Origin of the sequence: Dasania sp. GY-MA-18 (assembly GCF_024734385.1) — a bacterium.
Taxonomy (GTDB): Bacteria; Pseudomonadota; Gammaproteobacteria; order Pseudomonadales; family Dasaniaceae; genus Dasania; species Dasania phycosphaerae.
The window spans coordinates 54,051-72,760 of record NZ_JANHAP010000003.1 but is presented as its reverse complement, the minus strand read 5'-3'; the positions used below and the strand labels follow the sequence as shown (position 1 = coordinate 72,760).

18 protein-coding genes are annotated in these 18,710 nt (G+C 48.4%); 8 read left to right on the top strand and 10 right to left on the bottom strand.

Features of this window, described 5'->3' with window-relative positions; all coding sequences use genetic code 11:
* Nucleotides 1-3: 3 nt before the first annotated feature.
* From NO559_RS04500 to uvrD, 7 genes are read right to left on the bottom strand one after another with little or no spacing between them, the layout of a single operon-like run.
* Nucleotides 4-1,635 carry a succinylglutamate desuccinylase/aspartoacylase family protein gene (locus NO559_RS04500; protein WP_258330600.1) on the bottom strand — a complete coding sequence of 544 codons (1,632 nt, stop codon included), beginning with the start codon at nucleotides 1,633-1,635 and terminating at the stop codon, nucleotides 4-6.
* 14 nt (nucleotides 1,636-1,649) lie between these two features.
* Nucleotides 1,650-2,270, bottom strand: a complete 621-nt coding sequence (locus NO559_RS04495; protein ID WP_258330599.1) for a glutathione S-transferase family protein — start codon at nucleotides 2,268-2,270, stop codon at nucleotides 1,650-1,652.
* Between the two features lie 31 nt (nucleotides 2,271-2,301).
* Nucleotides 2,302-3,255 (bottom strand): alpha-L-glutamate ligase-like protein, encoded by a 954-nt coding sequence (locus NO559_RS04490; protein WP_258330598.1) that lies wholly within the window; start codon nucleotides 3,253-3,255, stop codon nucleotides 2,302-2,304.
* Entirely contained in the window at nucleotides 3,256-4,791 is a 1,536-nt protein-coding gene (locus NO559_RS04485) for an inactive transglutaminase family protein (RefSeq protein WP_258330597.1), read from the bottom strand.
* A gap of 11 nt (nucleotides 4,792-4,802) precedes the next feature.
* A complete protein-coding gene (locus NO559_RS04480) occupies nucleotides 4,803-5,486 on the bottom strand; it encodes an ATP-dependent zinc protease (RefSeq protein ID WP_258330596.1) in 684 nt (227 codons plus the stop codon).
* A gap of 1 nt (nucleotide 5,487) precedes the next feature.
* Entirely contained in the window at nucleotides 5,488-6,630 is a 1,143-nt protein-coding gene (locus NO559_RS04475; RefSeq protein WP_375542734.1) for a TRAP transporter substrate-binding protein, read from the bottom strand.
* Between the two features lie 41 nt (nucleotides 6,631-6,671).
* Nucleotides 6,672-8,837 carry a DNA helicase II gene (gene uvrD, locus NO559_RS04470; protein ID WP_258330595.1) on the bottom strand — a complete coding sequence of 722 codons (2,166 nt, stop codon included), beginning with the start codon at nucleotides 8,835-8,837 and terminating at the stop codon, nucleotides 6,672-6,674.
* A gap of 133 nt (nucleotides 8,838-8,970) precedes the next feature.
* On the opposite strand from uvrD, the gene hexR reads away from it, so the two are divergent.
* Nucleotides 8,971-9,822 carry a transcriptional regulator HexR gene (gene hexR, locus NO559_RS04465; protein WP_258330594.1) on the top strand — a complete coding sequence of 284 codons (852 nt, stop codon included), beginning with the start codon at nucleotides 8,971-8,973 and terminating at the stop codon, nucleotides 9,820-9,822.
* A gap of 108 nt (nucleotides 9,823-9,930) precedes the next feature.
* Entirely contained in the window at nucleotides 9,931-10,899 is a 969-nt protein-coding gene (locus NO559_RS04460) for a Fic family protein (RefSeq protein WP_258330593.1), read from the top strand.
* Nucleotides 10,900-10,908: 9 nt separating this feature from the next.
* Here the strand turns inward: NO559_RS04460 and NO559_RS04455 are convergent, their stop codons facing one another.
* Together NO559_RS04455 and NO559_RS04450 are read right to left on the bottom strand one after the other, a co-directional pair.
* Nucleotides 10,909-11,784, bottom strand: coding sequence for a redoxin domain-containing protein (locus NO559_RS04455; RefSeq protein ID WP_258330592.1), 876 nt, complete (start codon nucleotides 11,782-11,784; stop codon nucleotides 10,909-10,911).
* Nucleotides 11,785-11,844: 60 nt separating this feature from the next.
* Nucleotides 11,845-12,333, bottom strand: a complete 489-nt coding sequence (locus NO559_RS04450) for a carboxymuconolactone decarboxylase family protein (RefSeq protein WP_258330591.1) — start codon at nucleotides 12,331-12,333, stop codon at nucleotides 11,845-11,847.
* A 167-nt stretch (nucleotides 12,334-12,500) separates the two neighbouring features.
* Between NO559_RS04450 and NO559_RS04445 the strand changes: the two genes are divergently transcribed.
* Nucleotides 12,501-13,316 (top strand): helix-turn-helix domain-containing protein, encoded by an 816-nt coding sequence (locus NO559_RS04445; protein WP_258330590.1) that lies wholly within the window; start codon nucleotides 12,501-12,503, stop codon nucleotides 13,314-13,316.
* Nucleotides 13,317-13,480: 164 nt separating this feature from the next.
* On the opposite strand, the gene NO559_RS04440 is transcribed toward NO559_RS04445, so the two are convergent.
* Nucleotides 13,481-14,059: a PEP-CTERM sorting domain-containing protein gene (locus NO559_RS04440; protein ID WP_258330589.1), complete on the bottom strand. Its 579-nt coding sequence runs from the start codon at nucleotides 14,057-14,059 to the stop codon at nucleotides 13,481-13,483.
* A gap of 220 nt (nucleotides 14,060-14,279) precedes the next feature.
* Between NO559_RS04440 and NO559_RS04435 the strand changes: the two genes are divergently transcribed.
* The 5 genes from NO559_RS04435 to NO559_RS04415 all read left to right on the top strand — a co-directional run bounded on the left by NO559_RS04435 (nucleotide 14,280) and on the right by NO559_RS04415 (nucleotide 18,692).
* On the top strand, nucleotides 14,280-14,612 hold the full coding sequence (locus NO559_RS04435) for a YnfA family protein (protein WP_258330588.1): 333 nt from the start codon (nucleotides 14,280-14,282) through the stop codon (nucleotides 14,610-14,612).
* A 49-nt stretch (nucleotides 14,613-14,661) separates the two neighbouring features.
* Nucleotides 14,662-15,108, top strand: coding sequence for a glutaredoxin family protein (locus tag NO559_RS04430; RefSeq protein WP_258330587.1), 447 nt, complete (start codon nucleotides 14,662-14,664; stop codon nucleotides 15,106-15,108).
* A 113-nt stretch (nucleotides 15,109-15,221) separates the two neighbouring features.
* On the top strand, nucleotides 15,222-16,946 hold the full coding sequence (locus NO559_RS04425; protein ID WP_258330586.1) for a SulP family inorganic anion transporter: 1,725 nt from the start codon (nucleotides 15,222-15,224) through the stop codon (nucleotides 16,944-16,946).
* 56 nt (nucleotides 16,947-17,002) lie between these two features.
* Nucleotides 17,003-17,716: a ZIP family metal transporter gene (locus NO559_RS04420; protein WP_258330585.1), complete on the top strand. Its 714-nt coding sequence runs from the start codon at nucleotides 17,003-17,005 to the stop codon at nucleotides 17,714-17,716.
* Between the two features lie 55 nt (nucleotides 17,717-17,771).
* Nucleotides 17,772-18,692: a cation diffusion facilitator family transporter gene (locus NO559_RS04415; RefSeq protein ID WP_258330584.1), complete on the top strand. Its 921-nt coding sequence runs from the start codon at nucleotides 17,772-17,774 to the stop codon at nucleotides 18,690-18,692.
* Nucleotides 18,693-18,710: the final 18 nt, after the last annotated feature.

Here is an 18,710-nt window from a genome sequence, read left to right as displayed (position 1 = left end):
GCCTTAGTTAAAATCTTCCAACTCGGTAATGGTTTCATCTACGCTTTCGGTATCGGGCACAGGGTTTACACCATTATATTCGTCTATAAGTTCAGGCTTTATGAGATTAGCTGCCTCTACTCCTAAATGAAAAGTAGCGAAACCTGGCATCACCACTTGGTTAAGTGCCAAACCTATAACTCGGCCCTTAAAAGGCGCAATAATTTCACTGCTGGCATTGGTGATAGGGTCAGTTACCACCCCTAGTACATCACCCGCCTTAACCCTATCGCCCTCTGATACTCTGGTAAATAATATACCCCCTTGATCAGCGCGCACCCATAGGGTTTGTTCGTAAATGGCCTCGGTGGTTTTCCAAAACTTTAAACTGTGTAGCATCTCTTTTTGTTCTAATAAGGTTTCTATACCTTTTACCCCATGCTCTACCGCAGCCACTTGCAAACGCATGGACTCACCAGCCTCTAAGGTAACCGCGGGGATGCCTGCCTGCACCGCAGCCCAGCGTAAGGTGCCGGGTGCACCTTTGCCATGCACAATAACGGTGGCACCGAACTGTTTAGCTAATGCCAATACCTTAGGGTTTTTAGTATTAGCTCGCAGCTGCGGTAGGTTAGTGCGATAAAACGAGCCAGTGTGTAAATCCACCAAGGCATCACAGTGGGAAATGACTTCATTAAAAAATGAATAGGCCAAACGTGAAGCCGAACTACCTGCCGGGTTGCCGGGGAAATAACGGTTTAAATCGCGGCGGTCAGCCAGATAGCGAGAGTTGCGATGAAAGCCCTGCAAGTTGACGATGGGCACGCCTATAACTGTGCCAGTCAATTTTTCTGGCTTTAAGTTATAAAGCACACGCCTTACGATTTCTATGCCATTAAGTTCATCGCCGTGTATAGCAGCTGTTAAACAAACAACTGGCCCCGGTTTAGCCCCGTTTACCACCAACACTGGTGTGGGTATGGCTATACCTTTAAAGGATTGATCGGGGGTCCATGCCAGTCGTGTGGCTGTTGCTGGTGGAATTTCCGTATCTAAAATAACTAAGGGCTCATCCAGCGCAGCTTGTTGTTGTTTGGCTGTGTTTAGCGCTGACTCTATTGAGGGTATGATTTTGTTAACGGCTTCGTTACTTGCTTCAACCACATTTTTTTCTGCCGTATTTTTCTCATCATTGCCGGAGCTTGGTGCTTGCACAGCTATAGCTGCTTTCACTTTTTTGCTGCTATTGCTAGTGACTGCTACAGCTTCGGGCTCCGCAATTAATTGCTGCTTGGCCGTATATTCCTTGTCCTCTACCACAGCCTCTAGTTTTTCAGGTTTGGCTACAGTGATAGGCTTTTGTTTTTTGCTGACGGGCTCTGCTTTGCTAGCCTCAATTTTTTCAGCCTGTGGCAATGCCACTTCTTCTATGCTGATAGGTTTAGCTAGATCCACGGCCCTAGCGGCCTGCTTATGCTTTTTGGGGGCGGGCTTTTCGCTGCTCTTAGCGGCTGGCTCATCGGCTATGGCTGTACTCTGTTGAGCAGCGGCAACTATAAGTGCTGAAGTTTCAACTGTGTCCTGTGCCTGTAGCAGGCCTGATAGAAACAAGGCTGAATACAAGCCACTTTTTACAAAATTCGGTTTATTAAACATACATCCTACAAAGTTTATTGATGAGCTTCTTTCTCTATAGCTCTGGCCAAAGCTGGGCGCTGTTGGCAGCGCTGCAAGTAGCGCTGTAGATTGTCTTGACCTATGGGCTGTTTAAAAGCCTGCGCCCATAATAAAGTGTGAGCTATTAATATATCGGCAGCACTAAACTCTGCCCCTAAAATATAATCCTGTTCTGCTAAGCCTTGGCTTAATAGGCCCAGGGCTTGTTGAAACTCCCAAGCGGCGGTATCTATGACTGCCGCCACTCTTAGTTCTTTAGCCAAAGCAAAACGATGTTTAGCCATAGTCCATAGCGGTTGTTCTAATTCGCTAATCACAAAGTCACACCACTGCTGATATTTTCCACGCTGCTCGGTAGCAGGAAAAGGGATCAGCTGGCCATTACTGTAACGCTCGGCCAGGTGGCTCACTATGGCCGCCGACTCCGTCATTACAAAGTCATCCAACTTTATAACGGGCACTTTACCTGCGGGGTTTATGGCTAAAAACGCCTCGCTTTTATGCTCGCCCTTACTAAAGTCTATGGCCTCAAAATGGTAAGCCAGTTCTAACTCTTCCAGTATCCAGCTTATGCGTGTCGCTCTAGTTTGTGCTGCTCCGTATACCGTAATCATAGCTAGGCCCTCTGGCGCTAAGTCGCGCTAATTACTCTTGAAATTGATTGCTCATTAAAAAGGAGACTCGTTTATCGGCATCTTGTTCCATCACTTCCGTGCTTAGGCGGTCTATAAAGGATAGGCGCTTTTCCAAGCCCAAACCACAGGCCAGTTGTATCGCCAAGCCCGGGCGCGCGTTTAGCTCTAAAATCATGGGGCCCTGCTCTTTATCAATGACTATGTCGCAACCTATGTAACCCAGGCCGGTCATTTCATGGCAGCCCGCCGTTAAGCGTAATATTTCCTGCCAATAGGGTATGCTTAAATCCTTAAAGCTTTTGCCGGTATCGGGGTGCTCAGTGACTGGCCTACCATGCTGCACCGCGTATTGGCTTTTACCCGTGAGTATATCTATACCCACCCCTATGGCACCTTGGTGTAAATTAGCGCGGCCATCTGACGAGTGGGTGGCACAGCGCAGCATGGCCATAATAGGAAAGCCCTTGTACACGATTACACGCAGGTCGGGCACACCTTCGTAGGTGTACTCATTGAAGATATCGTCATATTGAATCATGGCCTCTATCATGGCTTTATCAGGCTTGCCGCCCAAGCTATAGAGGCCACTTAGAATATTATTTACATGGCGACGTATATCACTTTGTAAAATTTTGCTGCCATTGGTTTTAAGAAAAAAATCAAACTCGCGGCCACTAATCACCAATATGCCTTTACCGCCACTGCCACGGGTAGGTTTAATTACAAACTGGGTTAAGGGTGCTAATAGCTGTGGCAACTTGCTCAGTTCGTGGTTGCTTTCTATTACCCCTAGTAACTCTGGTACTCGTATGCCCGCATCTATAGCAGCTTTTTTGGTGAGTAATTTATTATCAACAATTGGGTATAAATGCCTAGGATTATGCCTGGCAATATAATTAATATTGCGGCTGTTCATGCCCAATAAGCCCAGCTGTTTTAGCTCTTTGGGCCAGACAAATAACATTTACGAACGCCTCATATAGCGAAAACGCAGCAGCTCTGACATCCTATAGCCGGTATAGTGGCCTAAGATAATAATCATACCCAAGAGGGTGAATAACAGTTCGGGGAAGTTAAACATCCAATGTTCTATGTAATGGTTGGTCATAGCCAGGTAGCACATAATCGCTACTAATAAACTGCCCGCCGTTTGAATTAGCACTTCCATGGGGCCGTCGTCTTCCCACAAGATGGACATATGCTCTATAGTCCAAGCGATGATAATCATAGGGAAAAACGTAATCGTTAGTGCCTGTTCTACCCCCAATTTAAAACTGACTATGCTGATAAACGACATCAAGCAAACCACTATTACTACCACCGCCGCTATGCGTGCTACCAGCAATAAATCTAAGCGGCTTAGGTATGAGCGCACAAATAAACCTATGCTTAGTATTAACAAAAAAATTAACACGCCGTTTAATAGATGGGTTTGTATAAACGCTATGGCTAACAGTACGGGCATAAAAGTACCGGCGGTGCGTATACCTATAACCACCCGTAAAAAAATCACGATAAGAGCCCCTATAGGCACCAATAAGATAAATTTAAAAACACTTTGCTGCTCTATAGGCAGGCTATAAATCGAATAATCTAATAATGCCGCTTGCTCACCACCCATTTGCTCTAGGGCAACTTTGCGCGCTGGCACATCATTGGCTAACACTGAAAAACTAACCGCTGAACGGCTGCCGCCTGCCACATCCAACATAGAAACATCGCCACGCTGCCACACTAAAAAATTATCGGGCAAGCCTTTAGCACCAGTATTAGGGCTAAACACTATCCACTTTTCACCATCAAATATTTCTACTAGGGCATCGGCGCTCATACGGTTTCTATCATCTTCTAGATAAATACCGCGAATGATATGCGCTGGAATTTCCGCCAATGACAGTAGGTCTAAGGCAATATCTACTGTTTTTTTATCGGGCAAGTTGTTGTGTATAAGCCTAGCGTCGTTATTGGACTTATCATTTAATGACTTGAGTAACTGCCTGGCAAAGCTTTCTTTATTGGAGGAGGTCTGCCAGCTGTTGTTAATAATCGAAGCCGCGGCATTGCGTAAGGCTTCTTGGCGCTCACCCTGCCAATTGGGTTTGGCGCGCATTTTACTGGCATCAAATTCTGGCAGGCCCTCGCCGGAAGGGCGTTTATAAACATCTAATTTGTAATACAGCGTTTGCTTACCGCTGGCCATGCGCTTAGTCCACTCGGCGCGCTTATGCCCTGCATTATCATAAATATTAAAGCCATAGCCTGAGCTGCTAAACAGTTCTTCTATCACTTCCATATTATTTTGATTTTTAGGTAAGGCCAGCGAGACTTTGACTGCACCACCATCTGCGGTAAACCCTACTTTGGCTTCTACGGTCCATACTGTGGCATATTCACCGGGCTTCACCGGCATGCTTAGCATTTCACTTTTATAAGCCATTAATCCCAGGCCCATAATAATCAGCAAAAGGCCTAGCAGGTAAACCTGAGCGCGTGGTGACATACGCAATAATCCTATTTTTTAGCCGTGTATTTTTGACTAACGTCTACTAAAAAACGATCTAATAAATAATTACGCCCCACTAACACTTGATAGAGGTAATCGCTTCTATCGGTTAAGGTTAGCTCAATATTCTCGGTAACATCCCCTAATTTGACTGGCATTTTAATCACCGGCCTACGTTGCAAATCACCGGTTTGCTGCTTAATACGCACAAAGCGCACTACTCTTTTTTCAAAGTATATTTCTTCGTCATTTTTGGGGTTGAGCACTGCAAAGCGCACCCACTTTTTGCCATCGCGTTCAAACTCGGATAAATCTTGTGCATTCAATGATGAGGTTTTAGCGCCGGTATCGATACGCGATTTAATCGCTATACCATTATTGTTGATGCTGACGTATTCCACCCGCCCTATCACCTGCTTTTCACCAACCATGGCGGCTTTAGCTTTTTTGACTATAGATTTTTGTTGGCTGGGGCATGCTTTCTCTACGTATTTAATCACCTCTTTCACTATGGGTTGTTCACAGCTGCTTATTTCTGGAGCCTGCGGCTGTGCGGCTGCGGGCTCTTGCGGAACCACTTCCACTACCGCTGGCTGCGGGGTAGCTGGCTCGGGCTGGCGCTCAAATAGGCTACAAGCCGATAGCAGTAGCGACAGCAAGATAAGTGTAAAAGGCCGGCAAGTTGACATCATCTTATAAATCCCGGGCATTGATATATGCCTGTTCTGAAACATGGTGATAATTTTTCACGCCCTCGGCGAAGCGCTTCCAGGACTGGTAAACTTTTTTGGTCATTGGGTCTTGTTGAGTAATCTCTTGCATATATTGCTCGGTAGCGGCTTTTAGCGCTCTGATCACGTCATCGGGAAATTGACGAATACTGATGTTGGGATTTTTACTAAGTTCCACTAAGGCGGCATTATTTCTGGCGGTATATTCATCCAGCATATCTTGGTTAGCATAGCGGCCAGCAATTTTAACTATAGCTTGTAAGTCTGCAGGCAGAGTCTCGAAAGCGGTTTTATTAATCAAAAACTCTAGGTTAGAACCCGGCTCATGCCAGCCTGGGTAGTAATAATACTTAGCCACCTCATGCAGGCCAAAGGCCTTATCATTATAGGGCCCCACCCATTCGGTGGCATCGATGACACCGGTTTGCAGGGCGGTATAAAGTTCACCACCGGGTAAATTCACCACGGTACCACCCACCCGGCTAAAAATTTCACCCCCCATACCGGGTATGCGCATTTTCAGGCCTTTGATATCGGCTAGGGAGTTTATTTCTTTATTAAACCAGCCGCCCATTTGGGTGCCGGAGTTGCCCCCAGCCATGGGGATAATATTAAAGGGCGCGTATAGCTCCTGCCACAATTCCAAGCCACCACCATAGTGCAGCCAGCCATTCATCTCTTGGGCATTCATACCAAAGGGGATGGAGGTGAAAAATGAGGCAGCCTGAGCTTTGCCTTTCCAATAATAGGCCCCTGAATGGCCCATTTGCACAGTGCCCTGCGACACCGCATCAAACACCCCCAAGGCAGGTACCAACTCACCAGCGCCGTAGACGCGAATTTTTAAGCGGCCATTGCTGGCTTGCTCTACTGCTTTGGCAAATACTTCTGGGCCGTTGCCCAAACCGGGAAAGTTTTTTGGCCAAGAGGTGACCAACTTCCACTCTATAACCTCTCGGCTACCCTGTTGTAGCTCAGATTTTTGATCCTGTTTACCGAGAATTTTTTGGCTGCGCTCTATTACCAATAGGCTACTTAGCGCCACCACCGCCGCCACTAATAACAATATAATTGCGGGGGTGAGATTTAGGCTTTTTTTCATCATCTTATTATTCATTGTTTTATGATTAACCGTTAACGACAACTTCACAAAGCTTCAAGATTGGCATATTGCAGCACCAACCATTTGCTTCCCTCATCATCAAAATTGACTTGCACCCTGGCGCTACTGCCCTGGCCTTCAAAATTAACCACGGTGCCGCTGCCAAAAATTTGATGAAATACTGGCTGCCCCAAGCTTATGCCGGTGCCCGGCACATCGTAGCCGTTGCCATTCACCGCTGGCGCATAACTGGCTGGGCGGCTAATGGTTGTATTTAACCGCACCTCCTCCACGTATTCGGTGGGGATCTCACGTATAAAGCGCGAAGGTGCGTTAAAGTTTTCATTGCCATACATGCGGCGCGACTCTGCATAGCTAAGGTAGAGCTTTTGCATGGCGCGGGTAATCCCTACGTAACACAGCCTGCGCTCTTCCTCTATGCCTGACGCTTCGTCCATGGACATTTTATGGGGGAAGAGGTTTTCCTCCATGCCGACTAAACACACTAAGGGAAACTCTAAGCCTTTGGCCGAGTGCAGGGTCATTAGCTGCACGCTGTCTTCATATTCATCGGCTTGTTGCTCACCGGCATCCAGTGCGGCCTCATCTAAAAACTGCTGCAGCGGTGATAGCTCTTCATCGCTGGCATCAAATTGTTTGGCGGCTACGACTAGCTCTTGCAGGTTTTCTACCCGCGCCTGGCCTTTTTCGCCTTTTTCTTTTTTATGAAACTCTATTAGGCCTGAGCTTTTAATCACCTCATCGGCCAGCTCATCTAAGCTTAACTCGTCGGTGCCGCTATCTAAGCTATCGATCAATGCAACAAAAGCCAATAGCGCATTGCTGGCTCTGGCGGGCAGCAGCTTTTGCTCTACCACATTAGCCAGCGCCTGCCACATGGAGCTGCCGTGCTCGCGGGCATAGCTGCGCACCACGTCTACGGTTTTGCCGCCTATGCCGCGGGTGGGTGTGTTGATCACTCGCTCTAAGGCAGTATCGTCGTGGCGATTATTAATCAGCCGCATATAGGCCAGGGCGTTTTTAATTTCCAGGCGATCATAAAAGCGTTGGCCGCCATAGATGCGGTAGGGCATGCCGGCGCGAATCAAAGCCTCTTCCAATACCCGCGACTGGGCGTTTGACCTATATAAAATGGCCGACTGCGCGCGCAGCTCGCCCTGCTTCACCCACTCTTCTATGCGCTCTACCACAAAGCGAGCTTCGTCTTGTTCGTTAAAGGCGGTGTATAGCGAAATGGGTTCACCTTCGCCACCTTCGGTCCACAGCTCTTTACCTAGGCGCTCGGTGTTATTGGCGATAACCGCGTTGGCGGCCCCCAATATGGTGGCAGTGGAGCGGTAGTTTTGCTCCAGCTTTATCACTTGGGTGTTGGCAAAGTCGCGGGCGAACTGCTGTATGTTTTCTATTTTGGCACCGCGCCAGCCGTAGATAGACTGGTCGTCATCACCTACCGCCGCGATGGGGATTTGCTTACCCGCCAATACCCGTAGCCAGGCGTATTGCACGGCATTGGTATCTTGAAACTCGTCTACCAAGATATGCTGAAAGCGCTGTTGGTAGTGGGCCAGTAAGCGCGGATTTTTTAACCACAGCTCATGGGCGCGCAGCAATAGCTCGGCAAAATCCACCACCCCTTGGCGCTCGCAGGCCTGCTCGTATTGCAGGTATACCGCCAGCATGGTTTTTTGGTACAGGTCGTTGCCGTACACCTCTATATGGGCGGCGCGCTTACCCTCGTCTTTTTGGCCATTAATAAACCACTGTGATTGCTTGGGTGGCCATTTCGTTTCATCCAAGGCCAGCTCTTTGTGTATACGCTTGATAATGCGCAGCTGGTCATCAGAATCCAGGATTTGAAAATTTTGCGGCAGCCCCGCATCTTGCCAGTGCGCCTTAAGCAGGCGGTGAGCCAAGCCGTGAAAGGTACCCACCCACATACTGCGGGTGGGGATATTAAGCAGCTCGTCTATGCGCTCGCGCATTTCCCTTGCGGCCTTATTGGTAAAGGTCACCGCCAATATGCCCTGCGGGGCCATATTTTCAGCTTGTATCAGCCAGGCTATGCGGTGTACCAGCACGCGGGTTTTACCGCTACCAGCACCAGCCAGTATCAGCATATTAGAAGGAGGCGCCGCAACAGCTTGCCGTTGAGCGTCGTTTAAATCGTTGAGTATATGAGAAACATCCATGGCGAGGGATTCTATCAGAATTCATTGCGCAGTTATTCTGCAATTGTGCAGGGGACGGATTTAAAAAAAATGGTTACACTCCCCTTTTACCCACTACCCTCACCAATATCTGTAGCCAAGACTAAGGGCCGCCGTGAAGCCACGTAATATTATTAAAATTATAGAAAGCTGTGAGCCCAATTTGCGCAAGTCCGAGCGCAAGGTTGCTGAGTATGTGCTGGCCAACCCCGGCGAGGTCATACACCGCCGCATTGTCGACCTGGCCAGTGCCGCCGATGTTAGCGAGCCTACCGTGGTGCGCTTTTGCCGCGCCATAGGTTGCAGTGGCTTTCAGGATTTTAAGGTGCTGCTGGCCCAACACATTGCCCACAACTCGCAATACCAGGAGTTTAGCCTTAACGAGTCCGACTCGGCGCGGGAATACACCAACAAGGTGTTCGACTCCACCATAGACACCTTAAAGCGGGTGCGCGATAGCATAGATGTATACACCATAGAGCAGGCCGTGGCCGCGCTAATGCTGGCTAGGCGGGTAGAGTTTTACGGCTTTGGTGCTTCCAGCCCGGTGGCCACCGATGCTCAGCATAAGTTTTTCCGCCTGCAAATCCCCTCTTCTGCCTACTCCGATCCCCATATCCAAGCCATGTCGGCCATGTCACTCACCGACGAGGATGTGGTGGTCGCCATCTCCCAATCTGGCCGCACCCAAATACTGCTAGATGCCATGAGCTTAGTGAAAGAGTCAGGGGCCACCATTATTGGCTTAGCGCCCAGTAATACCCCGGTAGCGCTGGAGTGCGATATCCCCCTGCATATAGATGTGGAAGAAGACACCGAAAACTACACACCACTGCCCTCACGCATCGCCCATATGGCTGTGATTGATATTCTGGCCGTAGGTGTATCCAAGGCCAAAGGCCCCGCCATTGGTGAGCACCTACAAAAAGTAAACCGCGGGCTGCAGTCATTAAGAAAATCAGAATAAGGCATTAACTAAAATTAATACCTTATTTTATTGGTAGAACTATACTCCAGCGCCTGTAAATCTATTTCTAAGTGGCATCAAGTTAATTTAATACCTATATTAAGCCACATGGAAACCACTGCCACCTTCAATCTATCCCAAACCAGCTACAGCCTGGCCCAAAGCCAGCAACTGGCTGCGCTCAAATACTGCCAGGGCCGCTATCAGGCTCAAGCGCCCGCCTCGGCTGATTGGCTGGCGAATTTAGCCCAGCGCAGCCAGCAGCAAGCCGACCTGCTATTAAGCACCTTAACCTTAGACGGTGCCGCTTTTAATTATTTAGCGGCGCTTAAATACGTTCAGGGCTTAGAGCTTAAACACTTAAACGCCCAACACATTCAGCAGCTGCACCAGCAGTTACACCCCAAGGGCGGGCAGTGGCGCGAGCTCAAACTCAGCCTGCCATTGCGCCACCTGAGCGGCCAACGTATTAGCATTAGCAGCCACAGCACACCGGTGGCCCAAGGCATAGATCAACAGCTGCACAATTTACGCGGCCATATCGCCGCAGGCATAGAGCCCTTAGTGGCTATACCTATTTTTATTGCTGAGTTTTTACAGCTATTCCCTTTTTTAAACGGCAACCGCCGTATCGCGCTATTGCTGCTTAGGCAATTATTAATAGAACAGGGCCATAGCGTGTTGCAGTACCAGGCCCTGGAGCCGCTAGTGCTCAAAGATGACCCGCAGTGTTATCGCCAGCTCTATGCCTACAGCCAACAACAGGCATCCCCCGCCGAGTGGCTAAGCTACTGCTGGCAAGTGCTGCAACACAGTTATGAGAATTTTCAGCTAGCCTACCAACAGGCCAACATCAGCAATAAGCGCGGCGGCAAAACCCAGTTGATTAAACAAACCCTAGCCAGTTTTGACGGCCCTTTTTCTTTAACAGAGTTAGGCCAGCAACTGCCCACCATAGGGCCAGATATGATACGCAAGGTGGTACGCCAGTGTAGGCAAGAGGGCTGGCTGCAAGCCACCGGCCGCGGCCGCAATGCTAAGTGGGTTGCGGTGGCCGATAGCCCAAAGCCGCGCTAAGGATTTAACTTATTTGATTAGCCCTTGCAGCTGCTTATCTACCTCATCATAGGATGAAAAATCGGTGATACGCAGGGCTTGCTTGCCATTATTAAAAACCAATAAGGTGGGTAGTTTTTTTACCCCATAGCGCAAAAACAGGGCATTGCTTTTATCTATCTGTGGCGGCTGTTGCAACTGGTACTTGTGCTGGTACTGCTGTGCATCGGCAGCTCCTGTCCACAGCCGCGACACCAAGCTATGTACGACTAAATCGGGGTGGGCTGCCTGTAGTTGCTTAATATAATGCTGGCCTAAACTACAGTTTTTACTTTGCTGGGGCCTCGACTCGGCCAAATACCAATCACACCAAGTGGCTGTAAAATAGAGCGTGCTCACCCCCTTGCTGCTGGGGCTGGGTAGTTCTTCGTCAGCAGCCTTTAGCGCTGGACTTATGCCAGTCAGCGTCTTGTTGGCCGTCGCCAAGGTGTCCAATCTTTGCTTTAACAAAGCGTCTACTTTGTGGCCTTGATGCACCAACTGTCCCCGGCTATCCAGCAAGATATGCAAGGGCGTGCCCAGCAAATCAAAGGCCTGGCTTAAACGGCCGTCACTATCTTGCAGGGTGGGCATGGCCATGCCGTATTTTTCTAACATGGCCAGCACCGCCGCCCTGTCATCGTTGACATCGATATTGACCGATAAAAAAACAATGTCATCACCGTATTTGTTATAAGCCTCCACATAATGTGGCATTTGCTGATTGCAGGGCACACACCAACTCGCCCAAAATTTTAAATACAGCGGCTTGTTCCCCAGCCACTGGCGCATATCTACCGCCTGCTCCCTAACATCGCGAAGTTCAGCAGCCAGTAATTGCCGCTGGTAGGCTTCAGCCGTGTTCACTAATAAGAGGCCTGCTAGCCAAACAGGCCATAGGCTGTGCAAACATCTCATGGCTTTATCCTACTGGTTTTCTGAAAGTAAGTGCTGAAACTGGCCCGGCTGGTATGAACCCACATCGGCACCAAAGGCATGGGTGAAACGATTCCAAGTATTAATGCTGCACACCGCTAAGCTAAGATCGACTATCGCCTTATCGTCTAAATAGCCACGCAGCTCGCTAAGCAGCTCGGCGCAGTTTTCATGCTGTGGTAGCTGAGTTAGGGCTTCGGCCCAGGCCAAGGCGGCGCGTTCGGCTGGTGTGTAAAAGGGGGCAACTCGCCAGGCCGACAAAGTATATAAACGCTGCTCGCTTTCACCTAAGGCGCGGCTATCTTTGCTGTGCATATCCAAACAATAGGCACAGCCGTTTAGTTGCGATACACGGATTTTTACCAGCTCAAGCAAGGTCTTAGTTAAACCCTGCGATTGCGCGTTAAGGTAGCGCTCTACAGCAAATAAGCTAGCCATAGCCGCAGGCGCGACTTGATAATAGTTTAATCGTACGGACATGGGGGCTTCCTCTTAATAGTTAACACTGGCTGTAGCATAAACACTGCAGCTAAGCCGGCATTGTATATTTTGGACATGCCAGCATTTATATTGCGTTGCTATTTTCCAATAACGCTTTTGTTATACTGAGCCCTCTTTGTTACAGCCCTTGCTTTAGGCTTACGGTGATGCACAAGCTTACTCATCTCGGTTTTCAACGCTATGCCCCCAGCCCGGCACTGGCGCCCTATGTAGAGTGCTATTGGCAAATCAACACTGCCAAGCAAGCCTCCATAGCACCGGACTATATGCACTCCGAAGGAGGCAGCGGCATTATTTTTAATTTTGCCGACCCTATACAGCTGCACAGCAGTTTCCTAAGCCAAGGCAGCTTAATCACCGGCCCGCGCCGCAGCTCTACACAATTTTTTGCACACGGCAACGTGCAGGCACTGGGTATACGTTTTAAACCTGGTGCTGGCCACAGCATATTTGGCCTGCCCTTAGTTGAATTACTGGATAGCATTGTTAACCCCGCCGAATTAGCGCTCTCACACTTGGGGGATGAATTGGCCGCACAGCTAGCTGCGCTTAGCAGTGCTGGCGAACGCATAGCCTTAATAGAGCAGCGGCTAATCGCACAACTCAATAATCAACCCGCTTATGATCAACGCCTGCAAAAGGCTTTGGCATATATAGACCAGCACCACGGCCTACAAGCCATACCGCAACTCAGCGCCAGCTTGGCACTAAGCCAGCGCCAGTTGGACCGTGTTTTTAAACGCCACCTGGGTTTAGCCCCCAAGCAATACAGCCGCTTGCAACAAGTGCAGTACGCCCGGCAACTATTAAAACAAGCCCCCCAACAATACAGCCTTACCGACATAGGCTACCAAGCAGGCTTTTATGACCAGGCACATTTTATACGCCAATTTCGCCAAACCGTGGGGATAACACCGGGTGACTACAAGCTGCGCGCCAGCAGCAATAATAAGCCGCTATGAAGCAGGCCATAGACGAGATTTATCAACAACAGGCACGCGCTGTAAGAACACTGCCACAGCTGAGCTTAAAAGCTTAGAGAGAAAAACCAACAGGCACAAAAAAACCTCATAGTGTGTACCGGCTGCGGCCACGCTATGAGGTTTTTAGCAGAGCAATTATAAAATTAGGCTTTGCGTCGCGCCACACCTAGACCTATCAAACCTAAAGCTAATAAGGCAATAGAACCGGGCTCGGCAACGGTGGCCACTTTCGCAACTTCATAGCTGTTAGTGTCACGTAACCAGCCATATACCAACACTGAGGCTGCACCGCCGTGCTCCCAAAATAACAAATCAAAGCTTTGTAAACCGGCGTCAGCACCTAGTGATAACCAGCCACTGCCTCGTAAAGCGGTGTTGCCATTATAGGTGTAAAAGTCGTTGCCATTGACGTCTACATCTATACCGTCGTCGTGAGATATCCACAGGGCAGAATAATTAGAAGTATCAATCAGACCACTGGCTTTTAGTACAAAAGTGGTGTGGTGGGCGCCGGGAAAAGCCGGTGCACCATGATGGCCTACATCACTGAAAAAGATGGTATCGCTATCGGCCGTAGTGTCGGCAGCGGCAGCATTATCGATAACCGCTTGCGCCTGGGCAATATTACCTATGCCCGTGTTTGATTCGTAAATTTCAATCAATGCAGCATTGGCAGTCATAGCTGTAAAAGACGTTAAAATAGCTAGTATTAGGTTTTTCATGTTTGTATAGCCTTAGAAACAATTAACATATCCACTCCTTATGCATTAGCTGGGCCAACTTTTTTATCCTTTAAAATCAAATAGATATAATTTGTGGCTGCTTATTTATTTGATTTTATGTAAAAAAAACTGACACACTGTTTGCGCCTATTCGGGCGCTGTGGCTAGGCCCGACTTTGCTTTACACTAAACCCCAAACCTCTTGCTTAGGCTGGATTATATGTTCGAACTGAAAACCCTGGGCTTATTTGCCCTTACCGCTTTGGCCGAAATTGCAGGCTGCTACCTGCCCTACTTATGGTTAAAGCAGGGCAAAAGTGCCTTACTACTTATCCCCGCCGCCGCCAGCTTGGCGGCCTTTGCTTGGCTGTTATCACTGCATCCGGAGGCTGCTGGTCGGGTTTATGCTGCTTACGGTGGGGTTTATATAGGTATGGCGATTGTTTGGCTGTGGCTGGTTGATGGCATTAGCCCCAGTGTCTGGGATATAGTCGGTAGCCTAACCGCCCTATTGGGTATGGCTATTATTATTTTTGCCCCTAGGCATCTATGATTGCGTTAAGCTTGCTACGATAAACCCTGGCCGCCATGGAGCTTTAGGCATGCATTATTTGATTTTATTGTTGGCCCTACTACTTACCCACAGCAGCCACGCTGAGATTTATAAGTGGACTGATGAACAGGGCCGGGTGCATTTTAGCGATAGCAAAGATACCCAGCAGCCCGTAGAAACAGTCACCTTAAAAATTAATAGTTACCAACATGTTTCTTTCGAATCGCTAGGCCAGGCTAATAGTAACTCCCGCAATGTCATCATGTATTCCGCCGCGTGGTGTGGTTACTGCAAAAAAGCCAAACAATATTTTAAAGCGCAAGGCATAGCTTTTACCGAGCTGGATATTGATAAAAATCCCCGCGCCAAACGTGAATATAAGGCACTGGGGGCCAAAGGGGTACCGGTGATTTTAGTGGGCAATCAGCGCATGAATGGTTTTAGCGTTAAGGGCTTTCAGCGCATTTACCAGGCCGCAGCTAATAAGCAGTACTGATGCAAAAGGCGGTATGGCTTATGCGAAACTTTTTCGCCGTTTAACTGCCTGTACTGGCCTAGATTTTATCTTTTTTATTTTCCGCCATAGCTCTCATCCTTAGGACCCGATTTATGCTATTCAAGTTATTCCCCGGTTTACTATGGCTACAGGGCTATACTCGCAACAGTTTTAAAGATGATCTGCTAGCCGGTTTGACCATAGGGGTGTTGTTAATACCCCAAAGCATGGGCTATGCCATGGTAGCGGGCTTACCGCCAGAGGTGGGCCTGTACGCAGCGATTTTCCCGCCGCTGATCTATGCCTTATTGGGCAGCTCCAATAAAGTTTCCATAGGGCCGGTGGCCTTAGATGCCATATTAATACTCTCGGGTTTGAGCCTGTTGGCCGAACCCGGCAGCGAGCACTATTTGCAACTGGCTTTTACCCTAACCCTATTAGTGGGCTTATTACAGTTTGCCTTTGGCCTGCTGCGGCTGGGGTTTATTGCCAATTTTTTATCCTACCCGGTGATCGTGGGTTATACCTCCGCAGCCGCAGTAATTATTATGGCCAGCCAACTGCAAAGCCTGGTGGGTATGCCTATAGCCAGCGGCCATTTTTTAGCTCAGTTATATGAGCTGTTAAGCAACAGTGCACAATGGAACCAGCATACCCTAATCTTAGGATTGAGTAGCCTAGTGCTGATTTTTCTCAGTAGCCGCTATACCCCCAAACTGCCTATAGCGCTGATTCTGTTAGTGCTGGGGATGTTGCTATCGGGTTTGCTACAGCTTTCACAGCACGGCGTAGCCAGTATTGCGAGCATACCCCAAGGCTTGCCCCTGCTAGCGCTGCCCACTCTTGATTGGCAGCAAATCAGCCAACTCTTACCGGTGGCTTTTACCGTGGCTTTTATGGGTTATGTGGGCAGCATCTCTATTGCTAAATCGCAAGAACAGCCTGGCGACAAACTTATGAGCAAGCCTAATCAGGAGCTGATTGCCTTGGGCTTGGCCAATACTATAGGCGCCTTATTTCGCGCTTTTCCGGTATCGGCCAGTTTTTCACGCAGTGCGGCTTTTGTTAAGGCGGGCGCGCAAACGCAAGTGGCCGCGATTATCTCGGCGGTGTTTATTGCTTTTATACTGCTGTTTCTCACACCTTTATTTGCCCTGTACCCGCTGCCTAAAACTATATTGGCGGCGATTATTATTATGTCGGTACTGGGGCTGTTTAAATACAGCGAAATGAAAAGCTTATTACTGCAAGATAAAAAAGAGTTTCTATCACTGCTGGTTACTTTTGTTATTACTTTAGCACTAGGGGTGCAGCAAGGCTTGCTGGCAGGGGTGGCGGTATCCATTATGGTGGTGGTTTATCGCAGTGCCATACCTCATATGACTGAGCTGGGGCTGCTGGAAGATCGCCAGCTTTATCGCAATATCAGCCGCTTTAAACAGGCGCGTATACGTGCCGAGCTATTAATCTTTCGCTTTGATGCCCCGCTGTATTTTGCCAATAGCGATTATTTCACTAGCAAACTCTATAGCTGGATTAAGCAACGCCCCAGTGGCAGCTTAAAAGTTGTGATCTTTGATGCTGAATCCGTAAACAGCATAGATAGCACCGCCATTAAAATGCTGGACCATGTAATAGAAAGTTTGCAGCAACAAGGTATTGAATTATACCTGTCACATTTAATTGGCCCGGTGCGCGATGCGCTGCTGAGCTCACCACTGGCAGAGCGGCTAGCACAGCAACATATATTTGCGACTACCGCCGATGCGGTAGCCTATTTTGATAAAGGTGAGCAGCGCTGTGCCGACATAGCCCTGCAAACCAATAAAATAAAATAACTTATCGCCCACATTTAAGGCGGTTTCATCTTAGGTATAGAGGTTAACCTTTAACAATGACCGTAATTACCATAGTCGCCCTGTGTTTGGGCGCGGGCTTAGCCATGGCCGCAGGCGCAGTGCTGGCCCGTATAGAATGCATCAAACCTCGCTGGCTAGAACAAGAGTTTAGGCACGGTTTGCTGGCCTTTGGTGGTGGCGCCCTATTATCTGCGGTAGCTTTAGTATTAGTGCCAGAGAGCCTGCCTCATTTATCCACCAGCGCTGTAACATTCTTTTTTGTGTTAGGCGGCTTAGCTTTTATGTTATTAGATAGGTGGTTAGCCAAACATAACACGCCCGCTGGCCAGCTAGCTGCCATGCTCAGTGATTTTGTGCCTGAGTCTATGGCCTTGGGCGCAGCGTTTACCGTTAACAGTGCCAGCGGATTTTTAATTGCCGCTCTAATCGCGCTACAAAACCTGCCAGAAGGTTTTAATGCTTTTCGCGAGCTAAACAGCCACACTAAGCTCAACCCCAAGCGTATTATTTTATATTTTGCCTTAATGGCCTTATTGGGGCCGGTTGCTGGCTTAATTGGCTTTTACTGGCTCACCCAGCAACCCGAGATATTAGCCGCTATTATGTTATTAGCCTCAGGCGGTATTTTATATTCGGTGTTTCAAGATATAGCCCCACAGGTGCCACTTAAAAAACACTGGGCACCACCTATGGGTGCGGTATTAGGCTTTATGTTTGGTATGCTTGGCTATATGCTTAGCCACCACTGATACCATAAATTTTTTACTGATAAACCCATAACAATCATTTTTTTACGAGCCTATTATGCCCTGCCACAACCAAGCCAAGCGCGAACAAAAAGCCCTTTTAGTGTCACTATACGGGGTAGTCTTTTTTATAGTCTTGGCGTTAGGCTTTGCGGTGTTTACCAACTCTGGGGCGATACTGTTTGATGGTATCTATTCGCTCATTGCTTTTGCCACCGCCCTCATCACCTTAAAAGTCGCCAAACTGGCAGAAAAGCCTGACGATGAGCTGTTTCATTTTGGCTATACCTCTTTAGAGCCCACCCTTAATTTATTTAAATCACTAATCGTGATTGTGGCCTGTGTTTACGCTGGTGTAGAAGCCCTTATGCGCTTGCTCGCAGGCGGTACCGAGGCCGAATACGGTTGGGCTGTGGTCTATGGTGTGCTTTCTACCGTGGGTTGTTTTGTGGTGGCAGGCTCGCTGAAAAAAATGGGCCGCGATACCCGCTCTGGGCTATTAGCCGTTGAGGCCAAAACCTGGTTTGTTGATGGCCTATTCAGCCTGTCGGTACTACTGGGCTTCATAGTGGCCTGGGTAATCAACCAAACCGAATACGCTGATTTGGCCCCCTATGTAGACCCTTTGTTATTAATGATCTTAGTGGTACTGGCCTTGCCTATACCGGGCCGCATCTTACTCGATAGTTTACGCGAAGTTATTTTAATGGCACCACCGGCCAAAGTAGTGGATGAAATAGAAGCTAAACTGTTTGAGCTATTAGGCCATATTCCGCATCAACTCATAGAGCTGCGGGTCACTAAGCGCGGCCGCAATACCTATGTATTGGTGCACTTAGTAGTGAGCGATGAATTTAAAGTCAATTCTATAAAAGAGTTAGACCAAATACGTTATGACACCATGGCTGCCATCAAAGTTTGGAACCCTGAAGTGGTACTAGACATTCTGTTTGTTCAAGACTTGGCATTAGCTGAATAATCACCCCAAGGAAAAGGC